Source organism: Mucilaginibacter corticis (assembly GCF_007558865.1).
In the GTDB taxonomy this organism is placed as follows: domain Bacteria; phylum Bacteroidota; class Bacteroidia; order Sphingobacteriales; family Sphingobacteriaceae; genus Mucilaginibacter; species Mucilaginibacter corticis.
Map to the genome: position 1 here is coordinate 240,797 of NZ_VLPK01000001.1, position 19,610 is coordinate 260,406.

The following is a 19,610-nucleotide window of genomic DNA, read 5'->3' on the forward strand; positions in this document are numbered from 1 at the left end:
AATATTTGTTGCTATTTTAACAAAAAAAATCTACTTAAACCAATGCGTGAGGCTGTATTTATTAAACAGAATACCGAAAAATGGAAGACCTATGAAAATACGCCGGCCATTACCCCGGATGATGTTGCAGAACGGTTTATAATTATTACAGATGACCTGGCTTATTCCAAAACTTTTTACCCTAAATCTAAAACTACCGAATATTTAAATAAGCTGGCTACAGGCTATCACCAGGATATATACAAGAACAAAAAAGAAAACACAAACCGGATACTGTTTTTTTGGAAGTTTGAATTGCCCTTGCTGTTTAAAAAGCACCATAAACAATTGCTGTACTCGTTTTTATTTTTCACCGTGTTTTTTTTGATGGGCTTATTATCCGCCAAATACGACAAAACCTTTGTATCACTTATCCTGGGCGATGATTATGTAAACATGACCAATGCCAACATAGCCAAAGGCGATCCGTTTGGGGTTTATAAAAACGGCGACTCTTTTGCCATGCTTTACGCTATAGCAAGAAATAATTTATATATAACAGTATTAAACTTTGTAACCGGAATTTTTTGCGCCTTTGGCACCTTATATATATTATTAAACAATGGTTTAATGCTGGGTGCGTTTGAATATTTATTTATTAGCAAAGGGCTCGGCTTGCAGTCGACACTGGTAATCTGGATCCATGGCACACTTGAGATATCAACTATAATTATTGCTGGATCGGCAGGCTTAGTTTTGGGTAAAAGTGTATTGTTCCCCACTACTTTTAGCCGTGCCATATCCATAAAAAAAGGCGCGTCAGACGGTATGAAAATAATAGTAGGCATTTTACCGATAGTAGTAATAGCCGCCATATTTGAAAGCTTTGTTACCCGACATACAGAAATGCCGGTATGGCTTAGCGCGGGTATTTTATTAGTTTCATTTTCATTTATCACGTGGTACGTGATATTGTATCCGCTATATCTGCATCATAAAATTTCAACAACAAACAGTCAGAATAATGAGCCAGAAAATTAAGTTAGCTCAAAGCCGTACACAGGGCGAAGTCGTAGACGATAGCGTAATTTTTTTAAAGCAAAATATCTTCCCTTTACTTAAATCGTATTTTTCAATATGCGGCATATTTTGGGTTGCAGGTATTATAATTTCAATTTTAAGTAAAACACAAACCTTTGAATTACAACAGCAGGAAGAATCTATATATACGGTAACCTATTTTGTAACCTTGCTATTTAGTTATATCAACTTCACCCTCGGCATGTTAACGTCCTTATCGTACATAAAATTTTATTTAGATAAAGGCAACCAGCCGCCAACTGTTCAGGAAGTTTGGGACTATGTTAAATATTACTTTTTAAAGGTTTTTGGCAGCGCAATAGTATTGACACTTTTTACCGCGCTGGGTGCATTCATGTGTTTCATCCCCGGCATTTATTTACTGCCTGTAAACTTGCTGATCATAACTGTAATGGTAATGGAGAATGAAAGTTTGTCAAATGCTTTCAGGCGCGGGTTTCAATTGATTAAAAACGAATGGTGGAACCTAATGGGTGTGCTATTAGTTACATCTATTGTAACCATTTCATGTATGGCATTGCTGGTGATCCCGGTAGTTTTAGTTGTAGTTGCATTGTTATACTTAACTAATGTTAACCATTCAAATACCGTAAGCATGGCTGCAACAGTAACTTATCATGCCCTGCAATTTCTGTTTGTTTTCCCTGCGATATCATTGGCCCTATTTTATTTTAATTTGAATGAAAAGCTTGATGATAACGGTTTAATGCAACGCATTGCCGCACTCGGAACAAAACAGGAAAGCAACGATGAGCCAACTACTGAGGATTATTGATAATGCGTAAAATAACAGCTGTTTTTTTATTACTGTTCGCTTTTGCACATACCATTTATGGTAAAGGCGTTACCGTGCAAAAAAAGATAGTTAAACAGTCCGTAGTGATGCAGATCGACAGCTCAAAAGTGACGGTCCGTAAATTTGATACCGCTGCAATAAACACCTACCTGAAACAACCGGAATTTAACTATCATGAGTCGGATAAACCGACTTCATGGTGGGATAGATTCTGGGATTGGCTATGGCATTATTTGGATAGCCTGTTCAGCAAAAAAGATAAAAGCATGCCGGAGAGTCCCGGGTTACCTGTTAAGTATATTTTGATTGCACTACTGGTGGGCCTGGCCATATGGTTTGTTATAAAATTAGCCGGAATTGATAATATATTTAACCGCCGCGCCAAAAAGGTAGACCTGTTGCAAACAGAACTGGTTGAAAACATAAATGAGATATCTTTTAACGAGCAAATTGAAAAAGCGGTAATGGCCGGCAATTACAGGTTAGCGGTAAGATTTCTTTACCTGCAATGCCTTAAACAGTTAAACGATGCAAAACTTATCCATTGGCAAATTGAAAAAACCAATACAGCCTATCTTAACGAATTGACTAACAGCGGGCAAAAACAGCATTTCAAGCTACTTACCCGTCAATTTGAATATGTATGGTACGGCGGGTTTGTGATAGATAAACCACTGTACGAAGAAATCAATACACTGTTCACAAATTTCAACAAAACACTGGCGTGAAAGACTTAAAGATATACCTTTCTATAGCTACTGTTTTGCTGATCTTTTATGTGATGGCATTATACAACCGGCCAAAGGCTCTTGATTGGTCTCAGCGATTATTCGATACGGATAAAACGCCATTCAGCACCTATATTCTTTACAACCGGTTAAACGATATTTTCCCGAATGCCAGGGTCGAAGCGGTGCGTGAACCGGTTTTTAATGTGTTGGACGATGATAGTTTGAAAGGTTGTACGTATATAATTATTGCTAATTACATTAACCCCACAAAGTTTGATTACCAAAAGCTTGAGCGATTCATTAAAAACGGGAATGATGTGTTTATTGCGGCTTCTGGTTTTGGGCAGGTATTAATTAAGCATTACCAGGTTGGTACAAATTCTGAATTTGAAAGCGCGGGTACAAAGCTGGTCAATAAATCGCTTGATACAAATTTTGTTAAAAAGCCAAAAAGAGATCTCAGCAACAATTACTTCTCTGATTTTGACACCTCAAAAATGACCGTACTGGGCAAAAATAGTTTGGGCGATGTTAACTTCTTAAAATGCACTATCGGAAAAGGGAATCTCTACTTAAACGCCAACCCATTACTTTACACCAATTACGCGATGGCAGATCTTGCGACGTTAAAGTATGCGCAATCATCTTTATCTTATTTAAAAAGCGGCAATAAGGTACTGTGGGATGAATATTATACCCGCGGCCGTGCCGGCGCTGATAACCCTTTACGCGTTTTTTTAGATAACGCTTCGTTAAGATGGGCATTTTACTTAACCTATGCCGGTTTATTGCTGTTTGTATTGTTCCAGGTAAAACGCCGGCAACGTATTATACCCGTTATTGAACCGCTTAAAAATGCTACTGTTGATTTTGTAACCGTTGTAGGCCAGGTGTATTACGAACGGCGAGACAACAATGATCTGGCCCAAAAGAAGATCCTGTATTTCCTGGATTATCTGCGCACGCAGTATTATTTAAAAACCAACAAGCTTGATATAGAATTTATTGAAGCATTCTCAAATAAAACAGGGGTAAGTAAAGCTTTTGCAGCCGAACTGGTAAATCACATTAATTACATCAACCAACAAACCAAAGTAAACGACCACGAACTGATTGTATTGAACCAACTGATAGAAAAATTTTACTCTCAATCCTGATTAAAGATATGGAAGACGAAATATTTGAACAAAGAACAGACTTGGGCAGGCTTAGCGCCGCTGTCGAGCAGATAAAGGCCACATTGGCTAAGATCATCGTAGGGCAGCATGACGTTATTGAACTGATCATTGCGGGCATACTGGCCGACGGGCATATTTTAATTGAAGGTGTACCCGGTGTAGCAAAAACATTAACCGCTAAACTTGTTGCCAAAGCTATTGACGCCCAATATTCGCGGATCCAGTTTACGCCAGACCTAATGCCGTCGGACGTATTGGGGACGTCTGTTTTTAGCCCTAAAACCAGCGAATTTGAGTTTAGGCGCGGGCCTATCTTCGGCAACATTGTTTTGATAGATGAGATAAACCGTTCACCTGCAAAAACCCAGTCGGCATTGTTTGAGGTGATGGAAGAGCGCCAGGTAACCATTGACGGGCAAACCTATAAAATGCAGGAGCCCTTTATTGTGCTTGCCACCCAAAACCCGGTTGAGCAGGAAGGCACTTATCGCCTGCCCGAAGCGCAGCTTGACCGCTTTTTATTCAAGATAGAAATTAAATACCCAACGCTTGAAGAAGAGATCAGCATTATTACACAACAACATCAGCAAAACCCTTCGGACCAGCTAAGCCAAATAGCCCCGGTATTATCCATACAGGATGTTATAGCATTAAGGCAGCAGGTTAAGAGCCTGCATGTTGAGCCAAAACTGCTTGAATTTGTTGCCAAAATAATTCACGAAACACGCAATAATAAGTCTTTATACCTGGGTGGATCGCCACGTGCATCGTTAGCTATAATTAACGCGGCTAAGGCTATAGCGGCAATTAAGGGCCGTGATTTTATTACACCTGACGATATTATTTTAGTTGCACAGCCAGTGTTAAGGCACCGTATTATGATAACGCCCGACAAAGAAATGGAAGGCGTTACACCCGATGAAGTGATCACACAAATAATTCAGAAAATTGAAGTGCCACGCTAATACAAGCCGGTGAAAAAACTACAGACATTTTATGCCAATTTATTTTTAACCGGCAGGTTATTTGCTGCCCTGTCATGCTGCGTGGTATTTTTTGTATTGTTGTTTTTCTTTCCGTGGTTGGGCATATTGCCCGAGCTGGCTTTTTGGGTAATTGCTACGTTAATTATTGTAGACATTTTCCTTCTATACCGCACAAATAGCGGCGTTTTTGCAAAGCGCCATGCGCCCGAGCGTTTAAGCAATAATGACGAGAATGATTTAGGCATCTATGTTGAAAACAGGTACTCGTTTGCTATCAACGTAGGTATAATTGATGAGATCCCATTTCAGTTTCAAAAACGTGATGTCTGGTTTAATACCAATTTGACTCCACGGCAAACCAAACTGATCAATTATGTTTTGCGGCCAGTTAAGCGCGGCGAGTATGATTTTGGTGATATCAGGGTTTATGTAAAATCGCCGTTAGGATTGGTAACCCGCAGGTATAATTTTGCGCAAGCCGAGATATTGCCTGTGTATCCATCGTTTTTGCAGATGCGCAAATATGAGCTGATGGCTATTTCAAACCGGCTAAATGAGGTCGGCATCAAAAAGATTCGCCGCCTTGGGCATAGCCTGGAGTTTGACCAGGTAAAAAATTATGTTCCCGGGGATGACTACCGGGCCATCAACTGGAAAGCTACCGCAAGGCAGGGCAATTTAATGACCAACTCGTACACTGAAGAAAAATCACAGCATGTATATTGTGTGATCGATAAGTCGCGGGTGATGAAAATGCCGTTTGAAGGGTTGAGCCTGCTTGACTATGCCATTAACGCCAGCCTGGTGCTGCTAAACGTGGCCCTGCTGAAAGAAGATAAGGCCGGGCTAATTACCATATCCGAGAAAAAAGGAGCGGTTATACCTGCCGACAGGCGCCCTACACAGCTCAACAAGATACTGGAAGTATTGCACAAAGAAAAAACCCGTTATCTTGAAACTAACCTTGAGCTGTTATATAACACCATACGCGGCGTGATAAAACAGCGTAGCCTTGTTATATTTTTTACAAATTATGAAAGCGTATCGGCTTTGAACAGGCAACTCCCCTATTTAAAAAGAATAGCAAAATTTCATTTACTGCTGGTTGTGTTTTTCGAAAACACCGAGTTAAAAAAACTAAGTGAAGAACACGCCACAGATGTTGAAGGCATCTACACCAAAACCATTGCCGAGAAGTTTGCCTACGATAAAAAACTGATCGCGAAAGAACTGACAAAACACGGCATACAATCAATTTTGAGTACGCCTCAAAATTTGAATGTGAACACGATAAACCGTTATTTAGAGATCAAAGCTAAACAGAAGATCTAACCTTACACACCCGGTAGTCTTATTCCGGCGGCGCACATATCTATCAATATCTTTTCATGTAATGCAAGCTTGGCGCTTAGTATATCACTGGGGTTAACCCATACGTTAACCAGGTATTTAACGCCATCAACTTCAAGGGCCGATATGCCCACCCTGTTATTGGTATCTTTTAATATGGCCTTGTTAGTTTTTATAGCGTTTTCAATGATCTTTATTACCTGCTGCACATCGGCTGCGTAGCCAATTTTAATTTCAAAATCAAGGCGGCGCCTGCCCTCGCGGGTCACGTTAACAATCACCTCGTTAAAAAGCTTACCGTTAGGGATGATCACCGTTTTATTATCAGCAGTAATCAAAACCGTGTAAAATATCTGGATAGAAATTACCTTACCATCTTGTCCCTGCGCTACTATACTATCTTCAAGTTCAAAAGGCTTAAGTAATAAAATAAGTACCCCGCCGGCAAAGTTCTGGAACGTGCCTGATAAAGCCAAACCTACCGCAACGGTAAAACCACCTAATACCGCGCTAAAAGAACTGATGCTGGCACCATTAATAGCAGCCACGCCAATAATGAGCAGCACATATAAGGCTGTTAAAGATAAACTCAGGAAAAATGGTTGTAATGATGAATGAACTTTTCTATTGCTCATTCGGCCTCTTAGCCGGGCCCCGATAAATTTGATGAGTCTTAGTCCTATCAACAGGACTATTATAGATATTACAAACGTTGCGCCGTGTAGAATAACCCATTCATAGGCGCTATCGTAAAGTTCGTGGAGTTTGGTATCGCTCAGCTTCATAGTAATGATGCCGCGAAGTTACAAATTTTTACCTTCCGTATATAGATACAAACAGCTCGGGGCCTTTGTAAAATACCCACTCAACTATTGTTGTGCGGATGTAGGTTGTTGTTTCTGTTAGGTGTTTCATGTTTAGATCTATTCAATTGTTGTGCCTTATTATGCCTTTGTGATATTGTATACAAATTTATAGATAATTGTAACCCCAATATTACTTAATCAATCATTTGATTAACAAATGACAGTGCATTTACCCGCCGCTGACAATTGGCTCTGTTTAGTAAACAAAAGCGGTTGTATAAAATAAAAGACAATAGTTTTTTTAGAATTTTTTATAACTTCAATCATGCCTAAACATTGCCTATTATTATTGAGCGGATTGCTCATATTGTTGTTTACCAACGTAAACGCGCAAAACCAACAAACAATTTTCGACAAATATCTAACCGGATATTTATCCTATGACCGTGTGTATTTTCATACAGAGAAAAAATATTTTGTTGCAGGTCAGGCAACTGATTCGCTTAATCTGCAGGTGAATGATGTAAATGAAGTACAACAGATTATTGACGGGGGGTTAAAGAATAAGGTTTACGGCATTGAGATCCTCAATGCTAAAAGACCGGACCTGGCCGGCATTTTCCAATTGCTTTCCGGTTTTCCTAATCTTATTTTTCTTAAAATAAGTGATCCGTTCTTCACTTCAGAAAAAGATCTTAATTATGAATTGCCTGATAATATAAAATTACTACAGCAACTAAAAGGGGTTGAGTTTTTTTACAATGAAAAAATGAACATGAAGGACGCGATCGACAAGATTGCGTCGCTGGCAAAACTAAACGGTATTTCTTTTTCAGGCTATCATCATCCGTTACCTCCAGCCGTAACAAGGTTAGCTGTTTCGTACATTAAGCTTGAATCCGTCAATTTAGAGGATCTTGATATCAGCAATGTTAAGTGGCAATCTGTAGTTTTAAATGGCAGTGCGCCGAAACCCGCCCATGATGCAGCTATATTAGCTAAATTATCAGCAGTAACGTCGTTACGGCATCTGCAATTGGGTTTCTATATGCTGGGCGACGGCAGCTCTTTGACGAGACTGAAACAATTAAACACACTCAGTTTAGGAAGCTGTTATGTTGATAACGGTGTACAAATTTTTCAAAGGATCCGCGGATTAAAAGACCTGACCACACTTTCTATATTGCCCGGGAACGATAGCACCCAAGTTATTAACGGAATTGAAGATTTGACCGCTTTAAAATCCCTGAACCTGTCTTTTTCAAAGTCGCTAGGCAAGCATCCTGAACAATTAAATGCGCTACATAACCTACGAAATTTAGAATCGCTTAAGATAGCGGAAAGCAACTTAGCTGTATTACCTGATATTTTTGGCAAACTCACTAAATTAAAAAGCATAAATATTGAGGGCAATACGCTTACCGAATTACCCCAAAGCTTATTGAACCTGCCACAACTTGAATATTTAAACACGAGTGGTAATAAATTACAACTATTACCTGTTAAACTTGGCTTTAAAAACTTAAAAACATTTCATTTAGAATATAATAACTTAAGCATACTTCCGTCCGCAATTACAAGCTTAACGCAGTTACAAAACTTAGATGTTTCTTCCAACAAGATCAAAACGCTGCCACAGGGCTGGCAAAAATTGACCGGGTTAAAACAGGTAAATTTTAAAGGGAATTTTTTGGCCGCTTATCCTGAGGGGCTGCAAAAACTGACCGGCCTGGAACTCATCGATCTGTCTGAAAACGACTTATCTGTTATGCCGGATATTGAAACCAATAGCTATGCTTTAAAATCATTAAAGCTTGCCAATAACAACTTAACGGCTTTACCTGCAAATTTGGGCCTGTACACCAAATTAGAGATACTGGATGTAAGCGGTAACCTGCTTACCGGATTACCTGAATCTTTAGGGATGTGTCAGCAGCTTCAACAGCTTGATGCGCATTCTGCCAGTTACAAATTTAGGTTTGATGCCGATAAAAAAGGCGAGGCGCGTTTCAATACAGTCAGGAGTGACAGTACTCATGTAAACAACATAAAAATGTTACCACCCGGTTTGGCTTCTGCCGGTCATTTGCAGTTATTACAATTAAGCGGCAACGCGGCAATTGACCAAACAAGTGTATTCAATGTTTTGCTCGGCACACCTCGAAAATCTTTTCGCGTCGACCTGAGCTATGATAATATAAAGCAATTGCCGGCTGATGAACGTTGGGCCGACATGGTTTTTTATGAATTAAACCTTAGCCACAATAAAATCACGACGCTTCCACCTCAATTTGCCAATATTTCGATAGATTTTCAACTCATCATAGATAACAACTTATTAAAAGTTCCGCGCAATTCTTTAGATAATACCATCCAAAACAAAGGCGATATGAAAATATTATTTGATGAGTTAGGCATTGCACTGCCAAACTATAACATATCAAATAAAGAATACGCCCTTGCATTATGCACCCGGGCCAATGCCTTAGGTTACAGCGAAGACTGGGCAAAGGTTGTCGAATTTTCAAATAAAGCCTTCGCTGTAGATTCAGCTGTTTATGTGCATAACATCAGGTGGGATAACACGGGTACAGCGCGTTTTAAAATGAAAGATTACCGGGGTGCTATTAAAGATTTTGACCGGTACCTTCTCAACGAACTAAAAGCATCCATACGCGTTCTTAATTTTATCGAACCGGTTATTCAGTATAAGGCCGAATCACATTTAATGTTGGGACAGACAACAGAAGCTGCTAAAACCTATGAATACGATTACAGAAACTACGGCGGCGCCGGCAGTGGCAGTTTACAGCACGCTGCCATATTGTATAAAGCTGCAGGCAACCCGGAACAATATCGCAAGCTATTAGATACCGCTTTAGCAAACGCGCAAAAAACTGTAGATGCCAACAAGAGATCTGATCACCCATCAATGGACAATGTACTGGATTATGCGGAGCTGCTAATTATTGCCGGAAAACCCGCGGACGTTGTCAGCCTGCTTAATCAGGAATATTACCGACCTTCGGCATCAAGCATTTCTGTAAAAAACTATTTACTGGCTACGGCTAATTATTTAACAGGCAGCCAAACTTTTGACGCTGCAAAAAAGGCGTTAAACCAGGCTATTGCGGTCAATGGTAAAGCAACCAACTGGGACTTTAGCATGTTTAATACCTGGGTTGCAAATTCGGGCTTTTCAAAAGCAAAGCAACAGCAATTGCTTGATCTTGAGAATATCACCAAATAAAACATAACCGGTTTAAATGATTTTTTATAATTTCATACATGCCTAAACCACTTTTTACCTTTATGCTAATTATGCTGGTCTTAGCATCGATCAGCTCCTTTGCCCAGGAAGACGAAAATTATTTTTTTAAATCACCTTATTCCGGTAAATATTATCCAAGCCCATATGAAACACGAAAAGATTATTTTGAGCGGTCAGTAAGCGGGCGCTTCAACATTAACAACGCGGCAGACGCGCAACTCATATTCGATAAAAAATTACCAGATGAAGTTACAGCGGTTGAACTTGGCAGCATCCCCACACCAGAGTTACCCCGTGTGTTTTCACTTCTTGCCCGTTTCCCTAAACTTGTTTACATCCGAATACTCGGAAAGGACGCCTTAAATCAAAACGAAAAAGTTAACCAACTGGTGGCTAACATCAATAATTTGAGGAATCTTAAAGGTATTGAATTTGCCTATACCGATGACATTAATATGGACGATGCGCTGAAAAAGCTCATCCCGTTAAAACAACTGCGGATACTCTCACTTACTGCATATAACCGCCAGCTTCCAACATCTGTTACTTTGTTAACTCAAATTGACAGCGTAAAGTTAAACACGATAAATATTGGCGATAACGATATAAGCGGTGTTAACTGGACCAAAGCATTGATCACTGGCGATCCAAAGTCGTGGCACGATGCGAGTGGCGCTCTTGCTAATCAACAAAACCGCTCATTGGTCAATCTCGCCAAAATTAAATCCTTAAAAAATCTTTATTTATATGCCGATTTAAGATACCCTGATATCATTTCCAGGTTTAGCCAGATAGAAAGGCTGAGCATTTTTTATGAGAACAATCAACTATCCTTGGAACCCTTTATTAAAGCAGTAGGTTCATTAAACCAACTGCAGCACCTTTCAGTAAATTTAGTAACGGATGATCCGGAAGTGAATATTGAGGGTCTACAAAATTTAACACAATTAAGCAGCCTGTTTTTAAACATCAATGGCGAACGACCAATTGCCGGGATAGCGGCTTTGGGGAAATTAATAAACCTGGAGTATCTCGCGGTAGGAAATAGCAAAATCGGTGCTTTACCGGACATTTTTAAAACAATGCCTAAGTTAAGATCAGTGGCGCTTGTTAGTAATGAAATCACTAAAATACCCGCTAGCCTATTTAATTTGCCTTTGCTTGAAAACCTGGATCTTGCCCGTAATCAAATTGAATATTTACCCGGTATTATAGATTATGGCTGTAAAAACTTAAAGCGGATCAATTTAATGGAAAATCGGCTAACTTCCATACCCAAAGCTTTTGAAGGCCTAAGCCAATTGGAAGTTATAAACTGTGCCGAAAATAAAATAGCAACTATACCCGGTGGCTGGGAATATTTTCAAAACCTGAAAGAAGTAAACTTTGCTATCAATCACCTTTCCAGGTTTCCTGAAGGATTACAAAATAACCACCATGTTGAACGCATTGCTTTATTATTTAATAGAATTGAGGATTTTCCGGATGTTGAAGGCGAGGGGTATAAATTAAACTATTTAGGTCTGAGCGGTATCGGCAACTTATTTGAACTGCCTGAGCATATCGGGAAATATACTGAATTAGATACATTGGACGCCGAACAACTAAGCCTGACAACCTTGCCTGAATCATTAGGCGACTGCAAAAAACTTAAAATGCTATTACTTAACAGAAGCATAACTAAAAGATGCAATTTACCCGCAGGCTTAAAAGATGCTAAGGACCTGCAAGTGTTATATTTATATGATAACCCCTTGCTTGATCATCAAAGTATATTCGATGTGATCTTATCGCAACCCCGCGTTGATTTCAGAGTAAATTTATCTTCTGATAATATTGCAGAACTACCATCTACCGAAAAATGGCTGACTATCCCTTTTAAAACCCTTAACCTTAAGGATAATCCTATCGCTACATATCCCAAAGAATTTATTAACAGCAAGGTTAAAGGTGAGGTTACGTATCCTACCGTTGCTAAATAAAAAACCCCGCCTATTACGGGCAGGGTTTTTAATATGTTCTGGAAGCGGGTTGGCTTACATCATGCCACCCATACCGCCACCGCCCATTGGCGGGCCGGCTGGTGCTTCTTCCGGATCGTCAGCTAACACGCACTCTGTTGTTAACAACATAGCTGCAATTGAAGCTGCGTTCTCTAAAGCTACACGGCTTACTTTAGTTGGGTCAATTACACCTGCACCAATTAGGTTTTCAAACTTGTCTGTACGTGCATTGTAACCAAAGTCGGCAGTGCCTTCTTTTACTTTTTGTACGATGATAGAACCTTCAATACCTGCGTTCTCGCAGATTTGGCGTAATGGCTCTTCAATAGCACGACGGATGATCTGAATACCGGTGTTCTCGTCTTCGTTATCTCCTTTAAGGTCGGCTAAAGCAGCTACCGCGCGGATGAAGGCAACGCCACCACCTGCAACAATACCTTCTTCAACAGCCGCACGGGTTGCATGTAAAGCATCGTCAACACGATCTTTCTTTTCTTTCATTTCAACCTCTGAAGCTGCACCTACATATAATACAGCAACACCGCCTGATAATTTAGCTAAACGCTCTTGTAATTTTTCTTTATCGTAATCAGATGTAGTTGAATCCATCTGGGTTCTGATCTCGTTAACACGGCCCTGGATAGAATCAGCTTCGCCGGCACCATTAATAATGGTAGTGTTATCTTTATCGATAGTGATCTTTTCAGCTTTACCTAAATGATCAAGCTCTGCGTTCTCTAATTTATAGCCTCTTTCTTCTGATATAACAGTACCACCTGTTAAGATAGCGATATCTTCTAAAATAGCTTTACGACGGTCGCCAAAACCAGGAGCTTTAACAGCTGCAACTTTCAGTGAGCCACGGATCTTGTTCACTACCAAAGTTGACAATGCTTCGCCGTCAAGATCTTCTGCAATGATCAATAATGGTTTGCCGGTTTGTACTTGTTTTTCAAGGATCGGCAATAACTCTTTCATTGAAGAGATCTTTTTGTCGTAGATCAAAATGTAAGGGCTTTCTAATTCAGCTTCCATTTTGTCTGTATTGGTTACAAAGTAAGCAGACAGGTAACCACGGTCAAACTGCATGCCTTCAACAGTTTTAACTTCAGTTTCAGTACCTTTTGCTTCTTCAACAGTAATAACACCGCCTGTACCAACTTTTTGCATCGCATCGGCAATCATTTCGCCAATTACATCATCATTGTTAGCTGATATAGATGCTACCTGTTTTACTTTACTGAAATCATCACCAACGTCTTGTTTTTGGGCCTTAAGGTTTTCTACAACTCTTTTAACCGCTTTATCAATACCGCGTTTCAGATCCATTGGGTTTGCACCGGCAGCTACGTTTTTAATACCTGCAGTAACAATAGCCTGTGCCAATACAGTTGCAGTAGTAGTACCATCACCTGCAATATCAGCAGTTTTTGATGCAACTTCTTTCAACATCTGGGCACCCATGTTTTCAATAGGGTCTTTTAATTCTATTTCTTTTGCTACGGTAACACCGTCTTTAGTTACAGCCGGTGAGCCGAATTTTTTATCAATAATTACGTGACGGCCTTTTGGACCCAAGGTTACTTTAACCGCGTTAGCTAAAGTATCAACGCCTCTTTTCAGGGCATCTCTTGCTTCAACATTGTATTTAACTTGTTTTGACATGCTTTTTTTAATTTTCGATTTAATGATTTATTGAATTAATGATTTTGAATGAAGGTTATAACTCAATAATCCAATCATTCAATAACTCAATAATTACAGTACTATATAAATATCAGATTCTCTCATTATCAGGTAATCCTTACCTTCAATTGTTACTTCTTGTCCGGCAAATTTACCGTAAAGTACTTTATCACCGGCTTTTACTGATAACGGGATCAGGTTACCTGTAGAATCAGCATACCTGCCCGGGCCAACTGCAACAACTTTTCCGTGCTGTGGTTTTTCCTGGGCGGTTTCAGGGATATAAATACCTGAAGCGGTCTTGGTTTCGGCCGGAGCAGCTTCAACTACTACCCTGTCTCCGATAGGCTTAATGTTTAATGACATACTACTATTATTTTTTGGTTGTTTATAAGTTTATATTCTGCTTGCTGTGCTACATCAATTATGCCAAGCATAAAATTTGACACATATACTGTTGTATTGTCAGATTTACGTAACCCGACAATTTTTAGTTCATTTTAATTTAATCTATCAATGCCATCATGACAGTGTACTTAAGCAAAAAAGGCTTTGAAGATGATCTTCAAAGCCTTTTTGTATCTGTTAATAGGCAAACTTATTTTTTTGCCGGTGCTGCAGGTAATGTCAATGGTGCACTTGTAGGCGCGTTTGGAGCTGCAACCGGCGCTTTTAATGATTTTTGTATTTGATCATTATATTGTGAATCATCTCTTGACGAACCGCCTTTACTTACTACGTTAATTGCCAAAGCCAAAACCATTAAGGTAATTGCCAGTACCCAGGTACCTTTTTCTAAAAAGTCGCCGGTTTTTTGCACACCCATTAATTGTGATGAGCTTGAAAAGTTTGATGACAAACCACCACCCTTAGGGTTTTGGATAAGTACGATAAGCCCTAAAAGCACACATACAATGATCACAATAATTGATAATACTAAATACATTTCTTTATATTAATTTATTTTACTTTCTAACTGTTCAATTTGGCCTGCAAAGTAAAGGCTTTTTTCCGGATATTTCAACATCAATTTTTTATACGTCAATATCGCTTTATGGTAAAGCATTTGTTCGGTATAAATTTTGGCTAAAGTTTCTGTTACCAGCTCTTCTTTATCTTCTGAACTGCGCCTTGCTTTATTTTCATTATTCAGCTTAATACCGCTTGGGTGCTTTATATGCGGCTCTTCCTGTATAAAACGCTCAATTATCTGATCTTCTTTACTGGGGTGACCCGTAGCCGCAGGTTTTTCGGGCGTTTTATCCAAGTCTGTAATCGAGGTGATGTTAACAATATTCTGATAGTATTGCTTTTGAAGCTCGTCAACTATTTGTTTTTTTTTTTCAACCGGGGTGGCTTTACTTACATACGGTTGATATATGTCGGCGTGCTCTTTCCGGGTTTTATCCAGCCACCACAAAAACGTGTAAGGCATTTTTTCGTCATTGTACCTTGATACATTGCTCTTTGGCTTCCAGGTTTTATCAGCAGCTATTAAAGCAGGATATCTGTCTGCCGGCTCTTCAGTTTCGTTTTCTGCCTTTTCGGTTTCAAAAACAAAAAAGCTTTCATTTTCAGGCTTCTTTATTTCAGGCTCTTTAACTTCCGCCTGTTCGTCTGTATTTTCTTTATTAAGCGATGCTATTTGTTCAAGGCCGATATCTTCGATGCTTACAATCTCCTCATAAACCTCGTCATCAATATCCTGGTGAAAATACCTTTCATCGTCATCGTCGGCTATAACTTGTGCTGCCTGCTCATTTTCTTTTGAAGATAAATATGCCTCATACTCTTTACCCAGGATATTTGCTTCGGGATTTTCAGTTTCGGCAAGTTCTGTAGCTAAAGGTGTTGCTTCTGTTTCATGCACATAAGTTTCGTGGGTGGCTTTATCGTCAATAATTTCAGCTTTGGTCTGCGCTTCATCCGCGTGGGCTACGGCGCTTTCTTCTGAAGGGTAAGCGTAAGGATCCTGCTCAATTTCCGCAGGTGCTTGTTCAATATATGCATCTGTTATAGTTTCCTGCTCAGGTTCTGCTGCATTAACTACAGGTGCTTCCGCTACAATTTCTGTTGCCGTAGTATGTACAGATCCGTTGTAATAAATCACCCGTTCAGGATTTACTAACTGCAAGCTTTCGGGTACAGTAGCAATTTTGTGTAATACTGCGGGGTCAAAGTAAGCAGCGGCCTGTTTGGCAAAACGCTTATCGCCGTTCGAGATCTGCAAGGCGCGTAAAACCCCGCTTTGCGGATATTTTTCAACCAGCGATTGTAAATCGCTAACGTACGCGTAATTCGGATCGGCAGGGTTTGCCAATAATTTCCATAAAAATTCGTGCGCTGCGTAATCTACTTGTTCGTTCACGGGGTTAAGCTATAAAATACTTACCAATTATTAAAGGCCTTATTAAAAATATCGTCAATAAGCTGCGTAGTTACTGTTTTAATAAGTGCTTGCTCTTGCGAATTGATATCACCTTTAAAAGGCGCTGTTTTAGTAAATGTTTGCTCAAAGTTAAGTTTTTTGTCGGCATCATAAACAAATTTAACTTTAACAGTGATACTCAATTGTTCAGCGTCGGCAATTGGGGGGGCATTAGGGTTGGTAGCCTGAACCGAAACCGGCGCATATGAATAGCCTACTATTGCTCCGCTCATATTGGCCTTGCCTTCGCCATTTACAATGCTCATGCTTGTGGTCGACCTGACACGCTCCTTTAATGCTTCTGTAAATGTCTGACTTAAGTTAGCTACCACAATTGGGGCGTCATTTTCAAAGAAACCAATGTTAATTGTCTTCATTTCCTTTGGTATTGCCGTCCCGGATAATGAATAACATCCCGGTGATAAAAAAACCAAAGCACCCAACACTAAAAATAAGCCCAGTAATTTTTTCATTTACCTTATAAATTTAATTCTTTTATTTTTCTATACAGCGTTCTTTCTGATATGCCCAACTCATTTGCGGCCAGCTTACGTTTGCCTTTATGTTTTTTCAGGGCCTTACGGATCAGATCAGACTCTTTTTCGATCAATGACAACGACTCTTCAACCTCTTCGGCTTCGTGTGTTATGTTATAACCATCATTGTTATTAACGGGTTGTTGTATAGTAAATTGTTGCTCGGTATTGCCCGGCATCTCAATATCGCGGTACAACTGGTTTATAGCCTGCGATTGATTGGCAAAACCCGGTGTAACGCCGCCGTGTTCAATAATATCGGCCACCAGTTTTTTAAGCTCGACCATATCGCGCTTCATGTCAAACAATACTTTATACAGGATATCTCGCTCAGAAAAATCTTCTTTGGCCTGATTGCCTATCCGCATTGGTAAATTTTTGCCGTTTGCTTCCTGCGGGATATAGGTCAATAAAGTTTGCCCGGTTATCACGTGCTCACGCTCTAATACAGCCAATTGTTCGGCCATGTTTTTTAACTGGCGCACATTACCCGGCCAGGAATAGTTGATCAGCACCTGCTGCGCCTCATCATCCAGTTGGATAGGCGGTGTACGGTATTTATCGGTAAAATCTGACGTGAATTTTCTGAACAGCAAATAAATATCTTCTTTCCTGTCGCGCAAGGGAGGTATGCGCAAAGGCACGGTATTTAAACGATAATAAAGGTCTTCCCTGAATTTGCCGTTCTTTACCGCGTCGTACACGTCAACATTGGTCGCGGCAATAACACGCACATTAGTTTTTTCAACTTTTGACGAACCAACTTTGATATACTGGCCAGACTCCAACACGCGCAATAAACGCGCCTGTGTACCCAATGGCATTTCAGCGATCTCATCTAAAAATATGGTACCACCGTTTACAGTTTCAAAGTATCCCTTACGCTCGCCTACGGCGCCAGTGTAAGCCCCTTTTTCGTGGCCGAATAGTTCAGAATCAATAGTACCTTCAGGAATGGCACCACAGTTAACCGCTATGAACGGCCCATGCTTGCGCGGACTCATCTGGTGGATAATGTGCGAGAACACCTCTTTACCGCTACCGCTCTCCCCCGTTATTAAAACAGAGATATCGGTAGGCGCTACCTGGTTAGCAATATTTATAGCCCGGTTTAGCAACGGCGAATTGCCGATGATACCGTAGCGTTGTTTAATTTCTTGTATTTCCATGCCCCCTAACCCCCTAAAGGGGGAATAATATAGGTTAGTTTAAGCCCATTACTCAAAAAAGCGAGTTGGGAGTTTATAATTCAATTAAATTGTACCATCCCCGCCATTACTCCCCCTTCAGGGGGTCGGGGGGTACTATCGTCCCCATCAAAGTAGCAGTAGTACATCTTTCAGCCAACACGTTAACATACTGACCCGGTTTATACCTTTCATCAACCGGGAAAACCATCATTGCATTTTGATCGGTACGGCCGGCATAATCGTTTTTTGATTTTTTTGAAAAACCTTCTATCAATACCTTCTGCACTTTACCCAATTGGTTTTGCAAACGGATATGCGAATATTTTTGCTGTAAAGCAACGATCTCTGTCAACCTTGCGGCTTTAACTTCTTCAGGGATATCATCAGCATAACGCTTGGCCGCTAAAGTACCCGGGCGCTCACTGTACATAAACATGTAAGCAAAATCATATTGTACATACTCCATCATGCTTACGGTTTCTTTGTGTTCCTCGTCAGTCTCGGTGCAGAACCCGGTAATCACATCTGTTGATATCGCACAATCCGGGATGATACGGCGGATAGCATCTATCCGGTTAATGTACCACTCACGGTCGTAAGTACGGTTCATCAGTTCAAGCACGCGGCTGTTACCTGATTGTACCGGCAAATGGATATAATTGCAAATATTATCGTATTTAGCAATGGTGTATAAAACCTCGTCGGTAATATCCTTAGGGTGCGATGTAGAAAAACGTACGCGCAGATCAGGGTGGATCAGGGCGACTAATTCTAACAGATTAGCGAAGTTCACCTTGTCAGTACCATCTTCGTTAGCCCACTTATAACTATCCACATTCTGCCCTAATAAGGTAACCTCACGATATCCTTTGTCAAACAGATCCTGGCATTCTTTTACTATCGAGAACGGATCACGGCTGCGCTCGCGGCCACGGGTAAATGGCACCACGCAGAAAGAGCACATATTATCGCAGCCGCGCATAATAGAAACAAAGGCGTTAATACCATTACTGTTTAAACGCACAGGGCTGATATCTGCATAAGTTTCTTCGCGGGATAATAATACGTTGACGGCTTTTTGGCCGCTGTCAACCTGGTCTATCAGGTTTGGCAGATCGCGGTAAGCATCAGGGCCTACAACTACGTCAACCAGTTTTTCTTCTTCTAAAAATTTGGCTTTTAAACGCTCGGCCATACAACCTAACACACCCACAACCATTCCCGGATTTTTAGATTTTGCAACCTTAAATTCTTTCAGGCGGTTACGCACGCGTGTTTCGGCATTTTCACGGATAGAGCAGGTATTGATAAATATCACATCGGCATTGCTGTAATCGCCGGTGGTTTCAAATCCTTTTTCTGATAAAATAGAAGCTACTATCTCGCTATCAGAAAAATTCATGGCGCAGCCATAACTTTCAATGTATAGCTTTCGCCCGTTATTTTTACCTGCAACCGCATCCAGTACCAACGCCTCGCCCTGCCTGCTTTCATCATGTGTTTTGTCCGGAATAACCAAATCCATCATTCTTATAAAAATTTGAGCAGCAAAAATACACAAATTTTATA

16 protein-coding genes are annotated in these 19,610 nt (G+C 40.3%); 8 read left to right on the top strand and 8 right to left on the bottom strand.

Going from position 1 to position 19,610, the window contains the following annotated elements; translation table 11 throughout:
* Window positions 1-42 precede the first annotated feature (42 nt).
* From FO440_RS01080 to FO440_RS01105, 6 genes are read left to right on the top strand one after another with little or no spacing between them, the layout of a single operon-like run.
* Window positions 43-1,020, top strand: coding sequence for a stage II sporulation protein M (locus tag FO440_RS01080; protein ID WP_144246381.1), 978 nt, complete (start codon window positions 43-45; stop codon window positions 1,018-1,020).
* Entirely contained in the window at window positions 1,004-1,855 is an 852-nt protein-coding gene (locus FO440_RS01085; RefSeq protein WP_144246382.1) for a hypothetical protein, read from the top strand. Before FO440_RS01080 ends, FO440_RS01085 begins: the two co-directional genes overlap by 17 nt.
* A gap of 2 nt (window positions 1,856-1,857) precedes the next feature.
* The gene (locus FO440_RS01090; RefSeq protein WP_144246383.1) at window positions 1,858-2,604 is read left to right on the top strand and encodes a DUF4129 domain-containing protein; all 747 of its coding nucleotides are present in this window, start codon (window positions 1,858-1,860) and stop codon (window positions 2,602-2,604) included.
* Window positions 2,601-3,764 carry a DUF4350 domain-containing protein gene (locus FO440_RS01095; RefSeq protein ID WP_144246384.1) on the top strand — a complete coding sequence of 388 codons (1,164 nt, stop codon included), beginning with the start codon at window positions 2,601-2,603 and terminating at the stop codon, window positions 3,762-3,764. Before FO440_RS01090 ends, FO440_RS01095 begins: the two co-directional genes overlap by 4 nt.
* 8 nt (window positions 3,765-3,772) lie before the next feature.
* Window positions 3,773-4,750: an AAA family ATPase gene (locus tag FO440_RS01100; RefSeq protein ID WP_144246385.1), complete on the top strand. Its 978-nt coding sequence runs from the start codon at window positions 3,773-3,775 to the stop codon at window positions 4,748-4,750.
* A gap of 9 nt (window positions 4,751-4,759) precedes the next feature.
* Entirely contained in the window at window positions 4,760-6,103 is a 1,344-nt protein-coding gene (locus FO440_RS01105) for a DUF58 domain-containing protein (RefSeq protein ID WP_144246386.1), read from the top strand.
* 2 nt (window positions 6,104-6,105) lie between these two features.
* Here FO440_RS01105 and FO440_RS01110 read toward each other — a convergent pair whose 3' ends face one another.
* Window positions 6,106-6,756: a mechanosensitive ion channel family protein gene (locus tag FO440_RS01110; RefSeq protein ID WP_246104151.1), complete on the bottom strand. Its 651-nt coding sequence runs from the start codon at window positions 6,754-6,756 to the stop codon at window positions 6,106-6,108.
* A gap of 496 nt (window positions 6,757-7,252) precedes the next feature.
* On the opposite strand from FO440_RS01110, the gene FO440_RS01115 reads away from it, so the two are divergent.
* Both FO440_RS01115 and FO440_RS01120 read left to right on the top strand, forming a co-directional pair.
* On the top strand, window positions 7,253-10,177 hold the full coding sequence (locus FO440_RS01115; protein ID WP_144246388.1) for a leucine-rich repeat domain-containing protein: 2,925 nt from the start codon (window positions 7,253-7,255) through the stop codon (window positions 10,175-10,177).
* 38 nt (window positions 10,178-10,215) lie between these two features.
* Complete coding sequence (locus tag FO440_RS01120; RefSeq protein WP_144246389.1) at window positions 10,216-12,180, top strand: leucine-rich repeat domain-containing protein; 1,965 nt, start codon at window positions 10,216-10,218, stop codon at window positions 12,178-12,180.
* 54 nt (window positions 12,181-12,234) lie between these two features.
* Here the strand turns inward: FO440_RS01120 and groL are convergent, their stop codons facing one another.
* The 7 genes from groL to miaB form a co-directional block, all read right to left on the bottom strand.
* Window positions 12,235-13,866 (bottom strand): chaperonin GroEL, encoded by a 1,632-nt coding sequence (gene groL, locus FO440_RS01125; protein WP_144246390.1) that lies wholly within the window; start codon window positions 13,864-13,866, stop codon window positions 12,235-12,237.
* 93 nt (window positions 13,867-13,959) lie between these two features.
* Window positions 13,960-14,253, bottom strand: coding sequence for a co-chaperone GroES (gene groES, locus FO440_RS01130; RefSeq protein ID WP_144246391.1), 294 nt, complete (start codon window positions 14,251-14,253; stop codon window positions 13,960-13,962).
* Window positions 14,254-14,485: 232 nt separating this feature from the next.
* The gene (gene secG / locus FO440_RS01135) at window positions 14,486-14,833 is read right to left on the bottom strand and encodes a preprotein translocase subunit SecG (RefSeq protein ID WP_144246392.1); all 348 of its coding nucleotides are present in this window, start codon (window positions 14,831-14,833) and stop codon (window positions 14,486-14,488) included.
* Window positions 14,834-14,842: 9 nt separating this feature from the next.
* Window positions 14,843-16,255 (bottom strand): hypothetical protein, encoded by a 1,413-nt coding sequence (locus tag FO440_RS01140; protein WP_144246393.1) that lies wholly within the window; start codon window positions 16,253-16,255, stop codon window positions 14,843-14,845.
* A gap of 20 nt (window positions 16,256-16,275) precedes the next feature.
* The gene (locus tag FO440_RS01145; RefSeq protein WP_144246394.1) at window positions 16,276-16,788 is read right to left on the bottom strand and encodes an LptE family protein; all 513 of its coding nucleotides are present in this window, start codon (window positions 16,786-16,788) and stop codon (window positions 16,276-16,278) included.
* Between the two features lie 5 nt (window positions 16,789-16,793).
* Complete coding sequence (locus FO440_RS01150) at window positions 16,794-18,020, bottom strand: sigma-54 interaction domain-containing protein (RefSeq protein ID WP_144246395.1); 1,227 nt, start codon at window positions 18,018-18,020, stop codon at window positions 16,794-16,796.
* 106 nt (window positions 18,021-18,126) lie between these two features.
* Window positions 18,127-19,569 (bottom strand): tRNA (N6-isopentenyl adenosine(37)-C2)-methylthiotransferase MiaB, encoded by a 1,443-nt coding sequence (gene miaB / locus FO440_RS01155; protein ID WP_144246396.1) that lies wholly within the window; start codon window positions 19,567-19,569, stop codon window positions 18,127-18,129.
* Window positions 19,570-19,610 lie beyond the last annotated feature (41 nt).

Excerpts from the sequence above, each read along its gene's own strand:
- FO440_RS01080 (WP_144246381.1), top strand. The coding sequence starts at position 43 with ATGCGTGAGGCTGTATTTATTAAACAGAATACCGAAAAATGGAAGACC.
- FO440_RS01085 (WP_144246382.1), top strand. The coding sequence starts at position 1,004 with ATGAGCCAGAAAATTAAGTTAGCTCAAAGCCGTACACAGGGCGAAGTC.
- FO440_RS01090 (WP_144246383.1), top strand. The coding sequence starts at position 1,858 with ATGCGTAAAATAACAGCTGTTTTTTTATTACTGTTCGCTTTTGCACAT.
- FO440_RS01100 (WP_144246385.1), top strand. The coding sequence starts at position 3,773 with ATGGAAGACGAAATATTTGAACAAAGAACAGACTTGGGCAGGCTTAGC.
- FO440_RS01110 (WP_246104151.1), bottom strand. The coding sequence starts at position 6,756 with ATGAGCAATAGAAAAGTTCATTCATCATTACAACCATTTTTCCTGAGT.
- FO440_RS01115 (WP_144246388.1), top strand. The coding sequence starts at position 7,253 with ATGCCTAAACATTGCCTATTATTATTGAGCGGATTGCTCATATTGTTG.
- FO440_RS01120 (WP_144246389.1), top strand. The coding sequence starts at position 10,216 with ATGCCTAAACCACTTTTTACCTTTATGCTAATTATGCTGGTCTTAGCA.
- groL (WP_144246390.1), bottom strand. The coding sequence starts at position 13,866 with ATGTCAAAACAAGTTAAATACAATGTTGAAGCAAGAGATGCCCTGAAA.
- groES (WP_144246391.1), bottom strand. The coding sequence starts at position 14,253 with ATGTCATTAAACATTAAGCCTATCGGAGACAGGGTAGTAGTTGAAGCT.
- secG (WP_144246392.1), bottom strand. The coding sequence starts at position 14,833 with ATGTATTTAGTATTATCAATTATTGTGATCATTGTATGTGTGCTTTTA.
- FO440_RS01145 (WP_144246394.1), bottom strand. The coding sequence starts at position 16,788 with ATGAAAAAATTACTGGGCTTATTTTTAGTGTTGGGTGCTTTGGTTTTT.
- FO440_RS01150 (WP_144246395.1), bottom strand. The coding sequence starts at position 18,020 with ATGGAAATACAAGAAATTAAACAACGCTACGGTATCATCGGCAATTCG.
- miaB (WP_144246396.1), bottom strand. The coding sequence starts at position 19,569 with ATGATGGATTTGGTTATTCCGGACAAAACACATGATGAAAGCAGGCAG.